The sequence below is a fragment of the Mycolicibacterium bacteremicum genome (assembly GCF_002086115.1).
Lineage (GTDB): Bacteria > Actinomycetota > Actinomycetes > Mycobacteriales > Mycobacteriaceae > Mycobacterium > Mycobacterium bacteremicum.
In genome coordinates this window covers 66205-84226 of sequence record NZ_MVHJ01000008.1, presented here as the reverse complement: position 1 = coordinate 84226, position 18022 = coordinate 66205, and the positions used below count along the sequence as shown (strand labels likewise).

The 18022-nt window shown below is 68.8% G+C and carries 14 protein-coding genes; 6 read left to right on the top strand and 8 right to left on the bottom strand.

What is annotated here, in order from left to right; translation table 11 throughout:
- The first annotated feature begins 245 nt into the window (after nucleotides 1-245).
- Nucleotides 246-1673 (top strand): APC family permease, encoded by a 1428-nt coding sequence (locus tag BST17_RS11765; protein ID WP_083058062.1) that lies wholly within the window; start codon nucleotides 246-248, stop codon nucleotides 1671-1673.
- On the opposite strand, the gene BST17_RS11760 is transcribed toward BST17_RS11765, so the two are convergent.
- Nucleotides 1670-2677 carry an alpha/beta hydrolase gene (locus BST17_RS11760; RefSeq protein ID WP_083058280.1) on the bottom strand — a complete coding sequence of 336 codons (1008 nt, stop codon included), beginning with the start codon at nucleotides 2675-2677 and terminating at the stop codon, nucleotides 1670-1672. The two genes, BST17_RS11765 and BST17_RS11760, sit on opposite strands and share 4 nt — an antisense overlap.
- A 94-nt stretch (nucleotides 2678-2771) precedes the next feature.
- On the opposite strand from BST17_RS11760, the gene BST17_RS11755 reads away from it, so the two are divergent.
- Both BST17_RS11755 and BST17_RS11750 read left to right on the top strand, forming a co-directional pair.
- Entirely contained in the window at nucleotides 2772-4154 is a 1383-nt protein-coding gene (locus BST17_RS11755) for a sigma 54-interacting transcriptional regulator (protein ID WP_083058281.1), read from the top strand.
- Nucleotides 4147-6111, top strand: coding sequence for a vWA domain-containing protein (locus BST17_RS11750; protein WP_083058060.1), 1965 nt, complete (start codon nucleotides 4147-4149; stop codon nucleotides 6109-6111). Before BST17_RS11755 ends, BST17_RS11750 begins: the two co-directional genes overlap by 8 nt.
- A gap of 47 nt (nucleotides 6112-6158) precedes the next feature.
- Here the strand turns inward: BST17_RS11750 and BST17_RS11745 are convergent, their stop codons facing one another.
- The 7 genes from BST17_RS11745 to BST17_RS11715 all read right to left on the bottom strand — a co-directional run bounded on the left by BST17_RS11745 (nucleotide 6159) and on the right by BST17_RS11715 (nucleotide 15251).
- Nucleotides 6159-6734: a DUF1707 SHOCT-like domain-containing protein gene (locus BST17_RS11745; protein ID WP_083058059.1), complete on the bottom strand. Its 576-nt coding sequence runs from the start codon at nucleotides 6732-6734 to the stop codon at nucleotides 6159-6161.
- A gap of 106 nt (nucleotides 6735-6840) precedes the next feature.
- The gene (locus tag BST17_RS11740) at nucleotides 6841-7596 is read right to left on the bottom strand and encodes an enoyl-CoA hydratase family protein (RefSeq protein WP_083058057.1); all 756 of its coding nucleotides are present in this window, start codon (nucleotides 7594-7596) and stop codon (nucleotides 6841-6843) included.
- Between the two features lie 17 nt (nucleotides 7597-7613).
- Complete coding sequence (locus tag BST17_RS11735; RefSeq protein WP_083058056.1) at nucleotides 7614-8774, bottom strand: acyl-CoA dehydrogenase family protein; 1161 nt, start codon at nucleotides 8772-8774, stop codon at nucleotides 7614-7616.
- Entirely contained in the window at nucleotides 8771-10744 is a 1974-nt protein-coding gene (locus tag BST17_RS11730) for an ATP-binding protein (RefSeq protein WP_083058054.1), read from the bottom strand. The genes BST17_RS11735 and BST17_RS11730 overlap by 4 nt, the downstream gene beginning before the upstream one ends.
- A gap of 43 nt (nucleotides 10745-10787) precedes the next feature.
- Nucleotides 10788-12383 (bottom strand): acyl-CoA carboxylase subunit beta, encoded by a 1596-nt coding sequence (locus BST17_RS11725; protein WP_083058053.1) that lies wholly within the window; start codon nucleotides 12381-12383, stop codon nucleotides 10788-10790.
- Nucleotides 12380-13534, bottom strand: a complete 1155-nt coding sequence (locus BST17_RS11720) for an acyl-CoA dehydrogenase family protein (protein WP_234807641.1) — start codon at nucleotides 13532-13534, stop codon at nucleotides 12380-12382. The genes BST17_RS11725 and BST17_RS11720 overlap by 4 nt, the downstream gene beginning before the upstream one ends.
- 13 nt (nucleotides 13535-13547) lie before the next feature.
- Complete coding sequence (locus BST17_RS11715; protein ID WP_083058050.1) at nucleotides 13548-15251, bottom strand: acyclic terpene utilization AtuA family protein; 1704 nt, start codon at nucleotides 15249-15251, stop codon at nucleotides 13548-13550.
- A gap of 210 nt (nucleotides 15252-15461) precedes the next feature.
- Between BST17_RS11715 and rpmF the strand changes: the two genes are divergently transcribed.
- The 3 genes from rpmF to BST17_RS11700 all read left to right on the top strand — a co-directional run bounded on the left by rpmF (nucleotide 15462) and on the right by BST17_RS11700 (nucleotide 17859).
- Nucleotides 15462-15635, top strand: coding sequence for a 50S ribosomal protein L32 (gene rpmF / locus BST17_RS11710; RefSeq protein ID WP_083058048.1), 174 nt, complete (start codon nucleotides 15462-15464; stop codon nucleotides 15633-15635).
- A 50-nt stretch (nucleotides 15636-15685) separates the two neighbouring features.
- Nucleotides 15686-16375, top strand: coding sequence for a response regulator transcription factor (locus tag BST17_RS11705; protein WP_083058047.1), 690 nt, complete (start codon nucleotides 15686-15688; stop codon nucleotides 16373-16375).
- Nucleotides 16376-16473: 98 nt separating this feature from the next.
- A complete protein-coding gene (locus BST17_RS11700) occupies nucleotides 16474-17859 on the top strand; it encodes a HAMP domain-containing sensor histidine kinase (RefSeq protein WP_234807654.1) in 1386 nt (461 codons plus the stop codon).
- Nucleotides 17860-18022 lie beyond the last annotated feature (163 nt).

Sequence of the window (18022 nt, the reverse complement as noted above, 5' to 3'; positions counted from 1 at the left end):
AGGAGTGTCACCCGCCGCTGCTGCGGCGGGTGAGAGGCGTGTGACCAGATCGCCGCCGATGAACGAAATATGTTGTAGCGGTTGCGAGTTCGCTGCCACCGCACTAACGTCTGTGATCGACGCCACGTCGCCGGATCACCGGTCCGCCACGGCGTCTGACTTCCACCGCACGGTTCACTGCCGAATCGGCGCTTCCAGCCGAGCAAGATCACGACTCGCTCAACCCTTTTCGGAGGTTCGATTCCATGACAACGGACAACCGTCCACCCGCACCGCTACAGACCGAGGTGTTGCCGCGCAAGATGCGTTGGTTCGACGGATTCGCGATGGCGATGACGATGCCGGCCGCGCTGGTGGCCACCCTGGGCGCGTCGATTGCGGGACTGGGCGGTTGGGGCGCGGCCGTACTGTGGGCCATCTCGATGGTGATCGCGCTCGGGGTGAACTGGATCTACATCGAGCTGGCGGCGATGTTCCCCGACGCGTCCGGCGGTATATCGGGCTACGCAGCCGAGGCGTGGAAGCGGCGGGTGCCGTGGTTGGCGCCGCTGGCCGGGGTCGGGTACTGGCTGCCCTGGGGTTCGAACCTGGCGACCTACGGTTCGCTGACCGGTCTGCTGGTGCAGTCGCAGTGGTTTCCCGACCAGCAGTGGACCTACGACATGGGCCCGGTACACCTGAGTTTCCCGATCCTGATCGGCCTGGCCGTCATCTTCATCCTGTACGGCATCAACATCATCGGCGTGCGGGTGACGATGGCCTTCGTCTACGTGACCGCGGCGATCCTGATGGTGCCACTGACCGTGTTCGTCATCTTCCCGCTGTTCAATGCCGACTGGGCGCCGATGGATCTCACCTGGAAGCTCAGCGGATTCGAAGGGCTGCACACCGCGATCGTGTGGCTGTACGTGATGGCGTGGACCACGCTCGGGGTCGAGGTGTGCGCGACATTCGCCTCGGAGTATCGCGACCCGGTCAAGGACACCTCGCGGGCCATCCGGGCCTCGGCGCTGTTCTGTCTCGGGGTGTTCTTCATCGTCCCGCTCACCCTTGGTGGCTTCGCCGGGGAGGCCGCCATCGAGGCCGACCCGTCCACCTTCTTCGTCGAGAGCTTCTCCAGGCTGACCGGCGCGGGCGCGAGTGTCATGGTGCTGTGCCTGATCGGCTCGCTGCTGCTGGTCATGTTGACCTCCGTCGCGGATGCCTCGCGGGTGCTGTTCAACATGGGCAAGGAGGGCATCACGGTCCGCTCGGTGGGCAAGCTGAACGGCCGTGGCGTTCCGGTGCGGGCGCTCAACGTGATGCTGGTGCTCAACGTCGTGCTGCTGGTGGTGCTCCAGCAGCCGCTGGCCATCATCGTGACCGGCAACCTGGGTTACATCCTGGCCCATGTCCTGGCGGTGTCCGGTTTTGCGTTGCTGCGCAAGGATCGCCCCGACGCGCCGCGCCCGATCCGGCTGCCGGATGCGTTCGTGCCGCTGTCCATCGCGCTGACGGTGGTGCTCGTGGTGATGCTGGTCGTCGGTGCCACCGGATTCTCGATCACCGGTTACGGCGGCATCCTCGAACTCGGTATCGCGGTCTCGATCCTGGCCTTCGGTGTGCTGCTGTGGTGGTTCGTCCAGCGCCGCGACCGCGCGCTCGCCGACAGTGGTGCCGCGCCAACCGATTAAGCGGCCTTGCTGGCCTTGCCGGTGACGTGTTCCACGAAGGAGGCGATCTCGGCGATGGCGCGCCGGGCATCGGGGTTGACGTCGAAGGACAGCTGGAACATGTGCATCGCCTTGTCCCACACCTGGACCCACACCGGCACGCCGGCTGCCTCCAATTGGTCGGCAAGGACGAAGGTGTCGTTTCGCAGCATCTCGTTGGTGCCGATCTGTAACAGGAACGGTCCGAGCCCGGCGGCGTTGGACTCGGCGGGCATGACCGGCACCGGCCGGGTCCCGTTCACCGTCGCGAACACGTCATAGATGAACTTCACCGTCATGAACGGGAACAGCACGTCGCGATGCTGCTTGAGCGCCCGGTACTTCAGATCCATGTCCGCCGATGTCAAGGCCGACAACAGGATCTGCCCGGCCGGCACCGGTAGCCCGGCGTCGCGTACGGCCAGTGCGGTGTCGGCGGCGATCAGTCCGCCGGCCGAATCACCGGCGAACACGATGCGCCCCGGCGCGAAGCCGAGATCCAGGGCGCGCCGGTAGGCGTCGAGACCGTCCTCGACAGCCTCCTCGATGGTGGCCTGCGGCGCCAGCCGGTAGCCGACGTTGAGGACCCGGGAACCGGTTTCGGCCGACAGCTTGGAGACGAATCGGCGATGGGAGTTCAGCCCGAGCGTGACCAGGGCCGAGCCGTGGAAGTAGATGATCAGGTCGGTCGAGTCGCGCGCGGCCGGGGCGGCCACCCATTCGGCCGGACAGTTCGGCAGCGCCTCGCGGGTGACCGTGGTGCCGGGCAGTGCACCGATCACCGACAGCGGCCGGTCGATGACGTCGAGGTGGGCGCGTTGCACGCCATCCGGCCAGACGCGGTTGACCGCAAGGCCCAGCAGGGTGGCCATCCCCAGGAGCGGCCGCAGCGTGAGGGCGGTCAGCACACCCAGCAAGCGCGACTGCCAGGACGCCGGTCCGAAGTGCATCGTCATCGGCCGGTTGTGCCATTCGAGCAAATTCACGGTACCGATGGTACTGGGTAGTTCGCGATGGGCGAAAGCGCCCGTTCGCCGGGTGACCATGCCAGGGGCCGCCGGCAGTCGTAGCGTGGAGGTCGTGACATCACCTAACGACTTGCCCCGTACTCTCGGCGAGCTGCGCGCCTCCGGTCATACCGAGCGCGGGATCAAGGAGGAGATCCGGACCAACCTGCTGGCCCGGCTCGCGGATGGTGACGATATCTGGCCCGGCCTGTTCGGTTTCGAGGACACGGTGCTGCCACAGGTCGAGCGCGCGCTGATCGCCGGACACGATCTCGTCCTGCTCGGCGAGCGCGGGCAAGGAAAGACCCGGTTGCTGCGCTCGCTGGTGAACCTGCTCGACGAGTGGACCCCGGTGATCGAGGGCTCCGAGCTGCACGAGCACCCGTACTCGCCGATCACCCCGGAGCAGATCCGCCGCGCCGCCACCTCCGGTGACGATCTGCCGGTCGCCTGGGTGCACCGCAGCGAGCGCTACACCGAGAAACTGGCCACCCCCGACACCAGCGTCGCCGACCTGGTCGGTGACATCGACCCGATCAAGGTCGCCGAGGGGCGCAGCCTGGGCGATCCGGAGACGATCGCCTATGGGCTGATCCCGCGCTCGCACCGCGGCATCGTCGCGGTCAACGAACTGCCCGATCTGGCCGAGCGCATCCAGGTCGCGATGCTCAACGTGATGGAGGAGCGCGATATCCAGGTGCGCGGATACACGCTGCGGCTGCCGCTCGACGTGCTGGTGGTCGCCAGCGCCAACCCGGAGGACTACACCAACCGCGGCCGCATCATCACCCCGCTCAAGGACCGCTTCGGTGCCGAGATCCGTACCCACTACCCGCTGGAACTCGATGCCGAGGTCGGTGTCATCGCCCAGGAGGCACACCTGAGCGCCGAGGTGCCCGAACACCTGCTCGCCGTGGTGGCCCGGTTCGCCCGCGCGCTGCGCGAATCCACCGCCGTCGACCAGCGTTCCGGGGTGTCGGCGCGGTTCGCGATCGCCGCGGCCGAGACCGTCGCCGCCTCCGCCCGTCACCGGGGCGCGATCCTCGGGGAACAGGAGCCGGTCGCCCGCGTCGTCGATCTGGGCACCATCATCGACGTGCTGCGCGGCAAGCTGGAGTTCGAATCCGGCGAGGAGGGCCGCGAGCAGGTGGTGATGGAACACCTGCTGCGCCGGGCCACCGCCGATACCGCGGCCCGCGCCCTCGGCGGACTGGACGTCGGCCCGCTGGTCGCCGCCGTGGAGGAGGGCTCGCCGGTGACGACGGGGGAGCGGGTCAGCGCCAAGGATGTGTTGGCCGCACTGCCCGACCTGCCGGTCATCGACCAGATCGCCGAACGCCTCGGTGCGCACAGCGAGGGGCAGCGGGCCGCCGCGGTCGAGCTGGCCCTGGAGGGGCTGTACCTGGCCAAGCGCATCGACAAGACCTCCGATGACGGTGAAACCGTCTATGGCTAAACGCAGTTCGCGATACTCGCGGTACACCGGCGGGCCCGACCCGCTGGCGCCGCCGGTTGATCTGCGCGAGGCGCTGGACCAGATCGGTGAGGACGTGATGTCCGGCTCCTCGCCGCGTCGCGCCCTGCAGGAGCTGATGCGCCGGGGCACCCCGAACATGCCCGGCGCCGACCGGCTGGCCGCCGAGGCCAACCGTCGTCGCCGGGAACTGTTGCAGCGCAACAATCTCGACGGCACGCTCGCCGAGGTCAAGAAGCTGCTCGACGAGGCCGTGCTGGCCGAGCGCAAGGAACTCGCGCGCGCGCTCGACGATGACGCCCGGTTCGGTGAGATGCAGATCGAGGCGTTGTCGCCGTCACCGGCCAAGGCTGTGCAGGAGCTCGCCGACTACGACTGGCGTTCGGCCGAAGCACGGCAGAAGTACGACCAGATCAAGGATCTGCTCGGCCGCGAGATGCTGGACCAGCGCTTCGCCGGCATGAAGGAGGCGCTGCAGAACGCCACCGACGAGGACCGGCAAGCGGTCAACAAGATGCTCGACGACCTCAACGACCTGTTGGAGAAGCACGCCAGGGGTGAGGACACCGACGAGGACTTCGAGAAGTTCATGGCCGAACACGGCCGACATTTCCCGGACAACCCCCGCAACGTCGACGAACTGATGGACTCGTTGGCCAAACGTGCCGCCGCCGCCCAGCGCTTCCGCAACAGCCTCTCCGAATCCCAGCGCGCCGAGCTGGACGAGCTGGCGCAGCAGGCGTTCGGGTCGCCGTCGCTGATGAGCGCGCTCAACCGGCTCGACGCCAATCTGCAGGCCGCCCGGCCCGGGGAGGACTGGGGCGGTTCGGAAGAGTTCAGCGGCAACGACCCGCTGGGAATGGGTCAGGGCACCCAGGCGCTGGCCGACATCGCCGAGCTGGAGCAGCTGGCCGAACAACTCTCGCAGAGCTACGCCGGGGCGACCATGGAGGATGTCGACCTCGACATGCTGGCCCGCCAGCTCGGTGACGAGGCCGCCGTGAACGCCCGCACGCTGACCGAGCTGGAACGCGCGCTGACCGAACAGGGCTTCCTGGACCGCGGCTCCGACGGCCAGTTCCGGCTCTCACCCAAGGCGATGCGCCAACTCGGCCAGACCGCGCTACGCGATGTGGCACAACAGCTCTCCGGCCGGCACGGGGAACGCGACACCCGTCGCGCAGGTGCCGCGGGTGAGCTGACCGGCGCCACCCGTCCGTGGGCCTTCGGGGACACCGAGCCGTGGAACGTCACCCGCACCATCACCAACGCCGTGCTGCGCACAGCGGGCGCCGGCAGCGTCGAGCGGCCGGTGCGGATCAGTGTCGACGACGTCGAGATCTCCGAGACCGAGACCCGCACCCAGGCGGCCGTCGCGTTGCTGGTGGACACCAGCTTCTCGATGGTGATGGAGAACCGCTGGCTGCCGATGAAGCGCACCGCGCTGGCGCTGAACCATCTGGTGAGCACCCGGTTCCGCTCCGACGCGCTGGAGATCATCGCCTTCGGCAGGCACGCCCGTACCATCAGCGCGGCCGAGTTGACCGCCCTGGAGGGCGTGCGCGACCAGGGCACCAACCTGCACCACGCGCTTGCGCTGGCGACCCGGCACCTGCGGCGGCATCCCAACGCCCAACCGGTGGTGCTCGTGGTCACCGACGGTGAGCCGACCGCGCATCTGGAGGACTTCGGCGACGGGGCCGAGGCATTCTTCTACTACCCGCCGCACCCGCGGACCATCGGGCTGACCGTCAAGGGCTTCGACGATCTCGCCGCACTCGGCGCGCAGCTCACGATCTTCCGTCTGGGCAGCGACCCGGGGCTGGCCCGGTTCATCGACCAGGTCGCCCGCCGGGTCGGCGGCCGCGTGGTGGCCCCTGATCTGGACGGCCTGGGTGCCGCGGTGGTGGGGGACTATCTACGGGCCCGCAAGCGCTGAGGGTTTCCCGTCACTGCGCTTGCGCGCGCGATTTCAGCAAAGGGTGTTCAGGTGTTCTTGCGCTTCTTGCGTTTGATACCGACGCTGCCCCACAGCGAGAAGCCGCGGATGGTGACCCGCGGGGCGCCCGGTGTGCCCTGCTCGCCGACGTGATCGAAGGAACCCATCACCCCGTGGCCCCGGATCGCGACGTTCACCTCCGGCGGCACCAGGATGGTCTGACCGCCGAAGATCGAGATCGAGTGGATCTCCACATCGGGTGAGGTGAAGTCGGCATACCGCAGATCGATGACACCGCCGCCGAACAACGCGAACGATGTCAGCCGCTTCGGGACGTTCCACCGGCCGCGCCGTTCGAACCCACTCAGAATGGCCAGGAGCAGCGTCGATGGCGCGGGCTTGCGGGGTCCGCAATTCGAGGTGGTCGCGAAGTCGGGCAGGTCCGCCGACAGCCGTGCGAGCTCGCCGTGCGTGGTGGCGGCATAGGCCTTGGCCAAGCGCTGCTCGTACTCGTCGATGCTGAGCCGACCCTGCGCGGCGGCATCGGTGAGCAGCTGGGCAGCCTGCGCCCGATCGGCATCGCCGGCTCGGGGCGAACCGGGTTCGGCGGCTGAGGTGCTCATCGGTGACGAGCCTACGACGCATACTGCTGAATGCAAGCTCGTGGGCAAAACTGCTACGGCAAACATCCCCGCTGGGGTGCCGGTCTGGCAAACGGTCGCGGCGCCGTCACGCCCACGACGGCTGACGTTTCTGCAGGAAGGCGAGCATGCCCTCGCGCGCCTCGTCGGAGACGAACAGCCGCGCAGATTGCTCGGTGAGCCGCTCGGCGTGCGCGTCGAAGTCGGCCAGCACCGCCGCGGTGGTGAGCGCCTTGGACACCGCCAGCCCCTGCGGCGAGGCCTTCGCGATGTTCGCGGTGAGTCCGGCGACGGTGGTGCCGACGTCATCGGCGGCCATGGTGATCAGTCCGATGTCCGCAGCCTCGGCCGGTCCGAACTTCTCCCCGGTGAGGAAGTACCGACCGGCGGCGCGCGCGGAGAGCCTCGGCAGCAGCGTCAGCGAGATGATCGACGGCGCCACCCCGATCCGCGCCTCGGTCAGGGCGAATGTGCTCGACGGCCCGGCCACCGCGATATCGCAGGCGCCGAGAAGGCCCATGCCGCCGGCCCGCACGTGCCCGTCGACGGCCGCGATCACCGGGACCGGCAGCTCCAGGATCGCGCGCAGCAGCCGGGTCATCTCGCGGGCCCGGTCGACCGCCACATCACCCGGATCCCGGCCGGCCGCCTCGGACAGGTCGGCGCCCGCACAGAACGTCGTGCCGGTGTGGCCGAGCACCACGGCCCGCACATCGGCGGCCGCGGCGTCGGCGAATCCCTGGTGGAGTTGTTCGACGAGCGCGGTGGACAGCGCGTTGTGGTTGTGCGGGGAGTTCAGTGTCAGGCGCGCGACCCGACCCTCGACCGCGTAATCGACCGACATCGCTTGAGGTCCCTTCGTCAGTACGACCTGGGCAGGCCGAGCGAGGTCTGCGCCACGAAGTTCAGGATCATCTCGCGGCTCACCGGCGCGATACGCGCCAGGCGGGACGCCGTCAGCACCGAGGCGATGCCGTACTCCTTGGTCAACCCGTTGCCGCCCAGGGACTGCACGGCCTGGTCGACCGCGCGCACCGACGCCTCACCGGCGGCGTACTTGGCCATGTTCGCCGACTCGGCGGCACCGAAGTCGTCACCGCTGTCGTACAGCGCGGCCGCCTTCTGCATCATCAGCTTCGCCAGCTCGATCTCGATGTGGTTCTGCGCCAACGGGTGCGCGATGCCCTGGTGCGCACCGATCGGCGTCTTCCACACCTGGCGGGTCTTGACGTACTCGGTGGCCTTGCCGATGGCGAACCGGCCCATCCCGACCGCACTGGCCGCCCCCATGATGCGCTCGGGATTCAGCCCGGCGAACAACTGGGCGATCGCGGCGTCCTCGGAGCCGACGAGTGCGTCCGACGGCAGGCGCACCTCGTCGAGGAAGACCTGGAACTGGTATTCGGGACTGAGGATCTCCATCTCGATCTTGGTCCAGGACAGGCCCGGGGTGTCGGTCGGCACCACGAACAGGGCCGGCTTCAGGTTGCCCGTCTTGTGGTCCTCGGTGCGGCCGACGACCAGGATGGCCTGCGCCTGGTCGACACCGGAGATGTAGACCTTCTGACCCGACAGGATCCAGTCACTGCCGTCGCGGCGCGCGGTGGTGGTGATCTTGTGGCTGTTGGACCCGGCGTCGGGTTCGGTGATGGCGAACGCCATGGTGATCGAACCGTCGGCGATACCGGTGACCCAGTGCTTCTTCTGCTCCTCGGTGCCGAACTTGGAGATGATGGTGCCGTTGATGGCGGGGGAGACCACCATCATCAGCAGCGGACAACCGCCCGCCGACATCTCCTCCATCACCATCGACAACTCGTACATGCCGGCGCCACCGCCGCCGTACTCTTCGGGCAGGTTCACCCCGATGAAGCCCAGTTTGCCTGCCTCCGACCATAATTCGTCGGTGTGCTGTCCGGCGCGGGCCTTCTCCAGGTAGTAGTCCTGGCCGTAGTTGGCGGCCATCGCGGCGACGGCCTTGCGCAGCGCCTGCTGCTCCTCGGTTTCGATGAATCCGGTCATGACATCTCCTTTTCTGGGCCCGACTCCGGACCGTGGATACGGGCGAGCACGGTGCCGACCTCGACCTGTTGGCCGGCCTGCACATTGAGTTCGGCGAGCACGCCGTCACCCGGTGCGGCGATGGTGTGCTCCATCTTCATCGCCTCCAGCCAGATCAACGGTTGGCCCGCGGTGACGGTGTCACCGGCGGCGGCGCCCACCCGGACCACCGATCCGGGCATCGGGGCCAGCAGTGATCCGTGCGCCACCGCCGCATCCGGATCGGGGAACCGCGGCAGCCCGGTCAGCCGGGCCGTGCCCAGCGCCGAGTCGACGAACACCTCTGCGCCGTAGCGGGCGACGTCGAAGGCGTGCTCGGCGCCCTCGACCGCTAACACCACGCGCGCCGGGCCGCTCGACACCACGGCGACGTCATCGCGGTCGGGCACCTCGACCCCGCCGCGCCCGAAGCGGTAGCGGACCAGGTGCTCCCGGTCATCGGCATCGCGGAATGTGCGGGACTGGTAGCCGGAGAACAGGTTGCGCCATCCACTCGGTGCGGGGCCGAAAGCCCGTGCGGTGGCCCGGTTGTGCGCGGCGTCGGCAATTGCGGCGGCCAGTGCCGCGAGCGCGCTGATGTCCCTGCCGGCGGCCAGTTGGACCAGCCCGTGGGTGTCGAAGAAGGCGGTGTCGGTGTCGCCGGCGATGAATGCCGGATGGCGCAACACGTTGACCAGCAGGTCGCGATTGGTGCCCGGGCCGTGGATCACGGCGCGGGACAGCGACTCGGCCAGGACGGCGGCGGCCCGCTCCCGGGTGGCGGCGAAGGAGATCACCTTGGCCAGCATCGGGTCGTAGAACACCGAGATCACCGATCCGTCGACCACACCGGAATCCAGTCGCACGCCCGTGCGGCCCAGCGTGTCGAACTCGGCGCGCGCGGCCGGCACGGCGAATCGGTGCAGCGCGCCGGCCTGGGGCTGCCAGTCCTTGGCCGGATCCTCGGCGTACAGCCGGGCCTCGATCGCATGCCCGCGGGCCGGCGGGGGCTGGGTGGGCAGGCGGGCGCCGTCGGCGACGTCGATCTGCAACGCCACCAGGTCCAGGCCGGTGGTCTCCTCGGTGACCGGATGCTCCACCTGCAGCCGGGTGTTCATCTCCAGGAAGAAGAAGTCACCGTGTCCGTCGGCCATGAACTCGACGGTGCCCGCGCCGGTGTAACCGATCGCGCCGGCGGCCAGCCGGGCGGCATCGAAGAGCTTGTCCCGCATGCCCGGAGTCCGCTCGACCAGCGGGGACGGCGCCTCCTCGATCACCTTCTGGTGCCGACGCTGGATCGAGCACTCCCGCTCACCCACGGCCCACACGGTGCCGTGCCCGTCGGCCATCACCTGCACCTCGATGTGATGACCGGCGGTCAGGTAGCGCTCGCAGAAGACGGTCGGATCACCGAATGCCGACTGCGCCTCGCGTTGGGCCGCGGCCACCTCGGCCGGCAGCGCGGACAGGTCGCGCACCACCCGCATGCCGCGGCCGCCGCCACCGGCGGACGCCTTGATCAGCACCGGCAGCTGGTCGGCGGTGACCGAGTCGGGGTCCAGCTCGGCTAGCACCGGCACACCGGCGGCGGCCATCAGCTTCTTGGCCTCGATCTTGGAGCCCATGGCCTGCACGGCGGGCACCGGCGGTCCGATCCAGGTCAGCCCGGCGTCCTGCACCGCCGCGGCGAAATCGGGGTTCTCGGAGAGGAACCCGTAACCCGGGTGCACCGCGTCGGCACCGGCGGTGCGCGCCGCGGTGATCAGCTGGGCGGCATCGAGATAGCCGTTACGGCCCTCGAGCCGGACCCGGACGTCGGCCTCGGCGACATGCGGGGCGTCGGCGTCGGGATCGGTGTACACCGCGACGGTCCCGATGCCGAGGCGACGGCAGGTGGTGAACACCCGGCGGGCGATCTCACCACGGTTGGCGACGAGAATCTTATGAATCATCGCTGTGCTCTCTGCTCTTCGCGCAGGCGCTCATCGCAACCTCCTACATCCGGAAGACGCCGAAGTTCGACGTCCCCTCGATCGGGCCACTGGCGATGGCGGACAGGCACATTCCCAGCACGGTGCGGGTATCGCGCGGGTCGATCACCCCGTCGTCGTAGAGCCGCCCGGATAGGAACATCGGCAACGACTCGGCCTCGATCTGCGCCTCGACCGCGGCGCGCAGGGCGGCGTCGGCGGCCTCGTCGACCTGCTGACCGCGCGCCTCGGCGGCGGCCCGACTGACGATCGAGAGCACACCGGCCAGCTGGGTGCCGCCCATCACCGCGGACTTGGAACTCGGCCAGGCGAACAGGAATCGTGGGTCGTAGGCGCGCCCGCACATGCCGTAGTGCCCGGCACCGTACGAGGCGCCGATCAGCAGCGAGATGTGCGGCACCGTGGAGTTGGAGACGGCGTTGATCATCATCGATCCGTGCTTGATCATCCCGCCCTCCTCGTACGCCCGGCCCACCATGTAGCCGGTGGTGTTGTGCAGGAACAGCAGTGGGGTGTCGGACCGGTTGGCCAGCTGGATGAACTGGGTGGCCTTCTGGGACTCCTCGGAGAACAGCACCCCGCGCGCATTGGCCAGGATGCCGACCGGGTAGCCGTACAGCGTGGCCCATCCGGTGACCAGCGACGAGCCGTACAGCGGTTTGAACTCGTCGAAGTCGGAGCCGTCGACGATACGGGCGATCACGTCGCGCGGGTCGAAGGGGATGCGCAGGTCGGCGCCGACGATGCCGAGCAGTTCCTCGGCGTCGTACTCGGGTTCGGTGACCGGCCGCGGCGCCGGTCCCTGTTTGCGCCAGTTCAGCCGCGCCACGACGCGGCGACCGATGCGGATGGCATCCAGTTCGTCGTTGGCCAGGTAGTCGCCCAGACCCGATGTGCGGGCGTGCATCTCGGCCCCGCCGAGCGACTCGTCATCGGATTCCTCGCCGGTGGCCATCTTGACCAACGGCGGGCCGGCCAGGAACACCTTGGAGCGGTCCCGGATCATCACGACGTGGTCGGACATGCCCGGGACGTAGGCGCCGCCGGCGGTGGAGTTGCCGAAGACCAGCGCGACGGTCGGGATGCCTGCCGCCGAGAGCCGGGTCAGGTCGCGGAACATCTGCCCGCCCGGGATGAAGATCTCCTTCTGGGTGGGCAGGTCGGCACCACCGGATTCCACCAGGGAGATGACCGGCAGCCGGTTCTCCATCGCAATCTGATTGGCGCGCAGGATCTTCTTGAGCGTCCACGGATTGCTGGTGCCGCCCTTGACCGTCGGGTCGTTGGCGACGATCAGGCATTCGGTGCCCTCGACGGCGCCGATACCCGTGACGACGCTGGCGCCGACGGTGAAGTCGCTGCCCCACGCGGCCAGCGGGCTCAGCTCCAGGAACGGGGAGTCGGGGTCGACCAACAGCTCGACACGTTCCCGCGCGGTCAGCTTGCCGCGGGCGTGGTGACGGTCGACGTATTTGGCGCCACCGCCGGCGAGGCTGCGCTCGTGCTCGGTCGCCAGTTCGGTCAACTTGGTCGTCATCGCCTCGGCGGCCTCGGCGTAGGCCGGCGAGCGCGGGTCCAGGGTGGACTTCAGGCGTGTCATTGGAACCCCAGCGTCTTGGCGGCCAGCGAGGTCAGGATCTCGGAGGTGCCCCCGCCGATACCCAGGATGCGCATATCGCGGTATTGGCGCTCCACCTCGGATTCGGCCATATAGCCCATCCCGCCGAACAACTGGACCGCCTGGTTCGCCACCCATTCGCCGGCCTCGACGGCGGTGTTCTTGGCGAAGCACACCTCGGTGATCAGATTGGACTCACCGGCCATCTCGCGTTCCACCAGCCGATGGGTGTAGACGCGGGCGACGTCGATGCGACGGGCCATGTCGGCCAACGTGTTCTGCACGGCCTGCCGGGTGATGAGCGGTCTGCCGAACGTCTCGCGGTCGCGGCACCACTGCACGGTCAGGTCCAGGCAGCGCTGCGCACTGGCGTAGGCCTGCGCGGCCAGTCCGACCCGCTCGCTGACGAACGCGCCGGCGATCTGGAGGAAGCCGGTGTTCTCCGCGCCCACCAGGTTCGCGGCGGGCACCCGCACGTCGGTGTAGGACAGTTCGGCGGTATCGCTGGACCGCCAGCCCATCTTCTCCAGCTTGCGGCTGACCTCGAAGCCTTCGGAGTTCTTGTCGACCACCAGCAGCGACACCCCCGCGGCACCCGGGCCGCCGGTGCGCACCGCGGTCACCACATAGTCGGCGCGCACGCCGGAGGTGATGTAGGTCTTGGCGCCGTTGACCACGAACTCGTCTCCTGAGCCGTCCCGCACCGCCCTCGTCGTCAGATGCCCGACATCGGATCCGCCCCCGGGTTCGGTGATGGCCAGCGATCCGATGAGCTCGCCGCTCAGCGTCGGACGCACGTAGGTCTCGATCAGCCGCTGGTCGCCCGAGGCGATCATGTGCGGTACCGAGATGCCGCAGGTGAACAGCGAGGCGAACACCCCGCCGGGCACACCGGCCTGGTGCAACTCCTCGCAGATGATCACCGCGTCGGCGCTGTCACCACCGCCGCCGCCGACCGCTTCGGGGTACGGCGCGCCGAGCAGTCCCGCGGCACCGGCCGCCAGGTGCAGCTCGCGGGGCAGTTCGCCGACGCGTTCCCATTCGTCGACGTGCGGCAGGATCTCGCGTTCGGCGAAGGCCCGCACGGTCTTTCGTAGATCCTCGCGTTCGGGGCCGTGCCAGATGCTGGTCACAGGCTCGTCCTCATCACAACAACTCCTCCGGGATGTCGACATATCGGGATCTCAGCCATTCGCCGAGACCCTTGGCCTGGGGGTCGAACCGTGCCTGGTAGGCCACGCCGCGCCCCAGGATGTCGTCGATGACGAAGTTCACGGCACGCAGGTTGGGCAGTACATGCCGGGTGACCGGCAGGGCGGAAGTCTCGGGCAACAGTTCGCGCACCTTGTCGACGGTCAGAAAGTGCGCCAGCCAAGCCCATTGCTCCTGCGTACGCACCCAGACGCCGACATTCGCCGATCCGCCCTTGTCACCGCTGCGGGCGCCGATGATGCGGCCCAACGGTGCGCGGACGGTGGGGCCGACGGCGGGCGGGGCGGGCAGTGCGGGATCGGCCACCGCGGCCAGTTCGCGGGTGTCGGCCGCCGGGGCGATCGGGACGCGGGTGCCGTCGGCGTGCACCGCGATGTGGGGCACCTCGGCGGCGTCGACGTATCCCGGGGTGAAGATCCCGTACACCTGGCCGTCGCCCGGGGGCGCGGTCGCGGTGAAGCCCGGATAGCTGGCGAGAGCGAGTTCGACACCGGCAGAAGAAAATTGGCGTCCCACGACGGCCGGGTCGGGGTCGCGGACCACGCAGTGCAGCAGCGCGCTGGCCGCCTCCTCGGTGTCGGCATCGGCGTGATCGGTGCGCGCCAGCGTCCATTCCAGTTCGGCCGGAAGGGTTTTCAGCGCTCCTTCGAGCTGGCGGCGCACCAGCGCGGCCTTGGCCTCGATGTCCAGCCCGGTGAGCACGAACGTGGTCGCGTTGCGGAAGCCGCCGATGCTGTTCAGTGACACCTTGAGTGTCGGCGGTGGGGCCTCGCCGCGCGCACCGGAGACCCGCACCCGGTCGGGCCCGTCCTGGTGCAGGGTCACCGAATCCATCCGCAGTGTCACGTCGGGGTTGGCGTACCGGGCGCCGGTGATCTCGTAGAGCAGTTGGGCGGTGACGGTGCCGGTGTCGACCAGCCCGCCGGTGCCAGGATGCTTGGTGATGACCGCGGAGCCGTCGGCGCCGATCTCGGCGATCGGAAACCCCGGGTGGTCCAGATCCGGCGGGAAGAAGGCGTAGTTGCCACCGGTGGCCTGGGTGCCGCATTCGATGATGTGTCCGGCGGCGACGGCACCGGCCAGCGCGTCGTGGTCGGTGGCCGTCCAGCCGAAGTGGGCGGCGGCCGGGCCGACGATCACCGAGGCGTCGGTGACCCGGCCGGTGACCACGACATCGGCCCCGGACTGCAGACAGTCGACGATGCCCCAGGCGCCGAGGTACGCGTTGGCCGAGAGCACGCTTCCGAACCCGAGCTCCTCGGCCCGGCCCACCAGGTCGTCACCTTCGACATGGGCGACGTTCACCGTGAGTCCAAGCCGGCCGGCGAGTTCGCGGACGGCGGCGGCCAGGCCGGCCGGGTTGAGCCCGCCGGCGTTCGCGACGATCTTCACCCCGCGGTCCAGCGCGAGCCCCAGATTGGCCTCCAGCTGGCGCAGGAACGTCTTGGCGTAGCCGAGGTCGGCGTTGCGGGCGCGGTCACGTGCCAGGATGAGCATGGTGAGCTCGGCGAGGTAGTCGCCGGTCAGATAGTCGAGTTCGCCGCCCTCGAGCATCTCGCGCATCGCCGACATGCGGTCCCCGTAGAAGCCCGAGCAGTTGCCGATCCGCACCGCTTCCGACGCCACCCGCACTCCCATCGCTTCTCCGACCAACCGGTCAGTAGATTAGTCGGTACCGGCGGTATCGAGTCAAGGGGTCGGGCCCGATCCGGCCGCCGCCCCAGTCTGGCTCAGCCGGTGGCGCCGATTCGGCGGTTTGGAGGCATCCCGCGGTGCGGGCTATCCTGTACTGCACATTGCCGTCGCTGTTGCTGCGCGGCGGAAACCCCGCAAGAGGAGATCTCGAACATGGCTGTGCCCAAGCGCCGGATGTCGCGCTCGAACACCCGTAGCCGCCGCGCGCAGTGGAAGACCGAGGCCACCGGCCTGGTCAACGTCACCGTCGCCGGCGCCCAGCGCAAGGTGCCGCGTCGCCTGCTCAAGGCCGCCCGCCTGGGTCTGGTCGACCTCGACCGCAAGTAGGACGGCGCGCCTCTCAGGTCGCTCTCAGATGGAGGGGCGACACTGTGGCTGTGCGCATTCTTGTCGTTGACGACGATCGCGCGGTGCGCGAGTCCCTGCGCCGGTCGCTCTCTTTCAATGGTTACTCCGTCGAGCTCGCGCAAGACGGTGTCGAAGCCCTGGAGGCCATCTCCAGCGACCGACCGGACGCCTTGGTTCTCGATGTCATGATGCCCAGGCTGGACGGCCTCGAGGTGTGCAGGCATCTGCGCAGCACCGGTGACGATCTGCCCATCCTGGTCCTGACCGCCCGCGATTCGGTGTCCGAGCGGGTCGCCGGCCTGGACGCCGGAGCCGACGACTATCTGCCCAAGCCGTTCGCGCTGGAGGAACTGTTGGCGCGGATGCGGGCGTTGTTGCGCCGGCGGGCGGCCCCGGAGGAGACCGCCGACAACCGCGCGCTCACCTTTTCCGATCTGAGCCTGGACCCGGTGACCCGCGAGGTCACCCGTGGTGATCGCGCCATCAGCCTCACCCGCACCGAGTTCTCGCTGCTGGAGATGCTGATCGCCAATCCCCGCCGGGTGCTGACCCGCAGTCGCATCCTGGAAGAGGTGTGGGGCTTCGACTTCCCGACATCGGGAAACGCGCTGGAGGTCTACGTCGGCTACCTGCGTCGCAAGACCGAGGCCGAGGGTGAACCCCGGTTGATCCACACCGTGCGCGGCGTCGGGTACGTGCTGCGCGAAACTCCGCCGTGAAACTGAGGCTGCGCCCGCTACCCCGGCGAGATGCCGACGGCCCGACCCCGCGCCGCTACACCCGCAACGTCAGCGCGGTCTCGCTGCGCTGGCGCGTGATGCTGCTGGCGATGTCGATGGTGGCCATGGTCGTCGTGCTGATGGCCGTCGCGGTGTACGCCGTGGTGTCGCGCTCGGTCTACGACGATATCGACACCCAGCTGCACAGCCGGGCCCAGTTGCTGATCGAGAGTGGCTCGCTGGCCGCCGATCCCGGTAAGGCGATCGAGGGCACCGCCTACTCCGATGTGAACGCGATGCTGGTCAGCCCGGGCCGCTACATCTACACCGCCAACCAACAGGGGCAGACGCTTCCGCTGGGGGCGCCCGAGAAGGCGGTGGTGCAGGGCGATCTGCTGATGTCGCTGCGCACCGCCAACAATCAGCGGGTACTGGCCGTGCACCTGGCCGACGGTAATTCGCTGTTGATCTCCAAGAGCCTGGCACCCACCCTGGCGCTGCTCAACCGCCTCGGTACGGTGCTGGCGATCGTCGGTGCCTCCGGCATGGCGGTGGCCGCCATCTCCGGTGGCATGGTGGCCCGCGCGGGGCTGCGGCCGGTGGCCAGGCTGACCCAGGCCGCCGAACGCGTCGCCCGGACCGATGATCTGCGCCCCATCCCGGTGGTCGGCACCGATGAGCTGGCCCGGCTCACCGACGCCTTCAACATGATGTTGCGCGCGCTCGCGGAATCCCGGGAGCGCCAGGCCCGCCTGGTCACCGATGCCGGGCACGAGTTGCGTACCCCGCTGACCTCGCTGCGCACCAATGTCGAGCTGCTGATGGCGGCGATGGCCCCGGGGGCGCCGCGGTTGCCCGACGGCGAGATGGCCGAGCTGCAGGCCGACGTGATCGCCCAGATCGAGGAATTGTCCACGCTGGTCGGCGATTTGGTGGACCTCACCCGCGACGATGCCGGTGTGCTGATCCGGGAGAAGGTCGACCTGCCCGATGTGGTGGACCGGGCGCTGGAGCGAGTCCGGCGCCGCCGCAACGACATTGACTTCGACGTCCAGTTGATCGACTGGCAGGTCGACGGTGACGCCGCCGGCCTGTCGCGGGCGGTCCTCAACGTACTCGACAATGCCGCCAAGTGGAGTCCGCCCGATGGCCGGGTGCTGGTCCGGCTGTGGCAGCGTGACGCCCTGCATGCCGAACTGGCCATCACCGATTACGGACCCGGAATCCCGCCGCACGAACGCGACCTGGTGTTCGAGCGCTTCTACCGGTCCACCTCGGCGCGGGCCATGCCGGGATCGGGCCTCGGGCTCGCGATCGTCAAACAGGTTGTGCTCAAACACGGTGGCACCCTCTCCGTGGAAGAGGCCGTGCCCGGCGGTGACCCGACCGGCACCTCGGTGCGCATCGTGCTGCCCGGCCGGCGGGTGTTGCCCGACGGTGACGGTGGTGCGGCGACCGCCCCGGTGCCGACACGCGGGGACTGAGCGTTGGACGCGGCGGGTGTGGGCACCCACAATTGACGGTGCGGACGAAACCGTGGGGGGAATTCTTGGGTAATTCACGGGGGTCAGGCGGGTATTTCTCTAAGTGGATTCTCAGCCCGATTCGGCACTGTGAGCCTGGCCGACGCGTTGTACGTAGTAACCG